Annotated in this window: 1 protein-coding gene; it reads left to right on the top strand. The window is 45.1% G+C overall.

Translation table 11 applies throughout. The features are described 5' to 3' along the window. On the top strand, nucleotides 1–255 hold a 255-nt coding region (locus AAEY87_RS14185; protein WP_350657639.1), incomplete at both ends, for a class I SAM-dependent methyltransferase.

Genomic DNA, 255 nt, shown 5'->3' with positions numbered 1-255 from the left:
AAATTACATCGGATAGTCAGGTTATTGATGCCACAGCGGGATTTGGTCATGACAGCTTGATATTGGCCAGTACGGGTGCACAGGTCATTATGCTCGAGCAGCAGCCTTTGATGGCGCTGCTTTTGCTAGCAGAACAGCAGCGTATGAGTGCGCTAGCAAATTGGCAAAAGCTTATGAGTCGGCTACAGATTATCAATACTGATGCGCTCAGTTATTTTAAAAATAGTTATTTTGCAAGCCTACAAGCTGATGCGG

This window comes from Psychrobacter sp. S1-30-MNA-CIBAN-0213 (genome assembly GCF_040309845.1).
Taxonomy (GTDB): Bacteria; Pseudomonadota; Gammaproteobacteria; order Pseudomonadales; family Moraxellaceae; genus Psychrobacter.
This window is presented reverse-complemented; position numbering and strand designations above follow the sequence as displayed.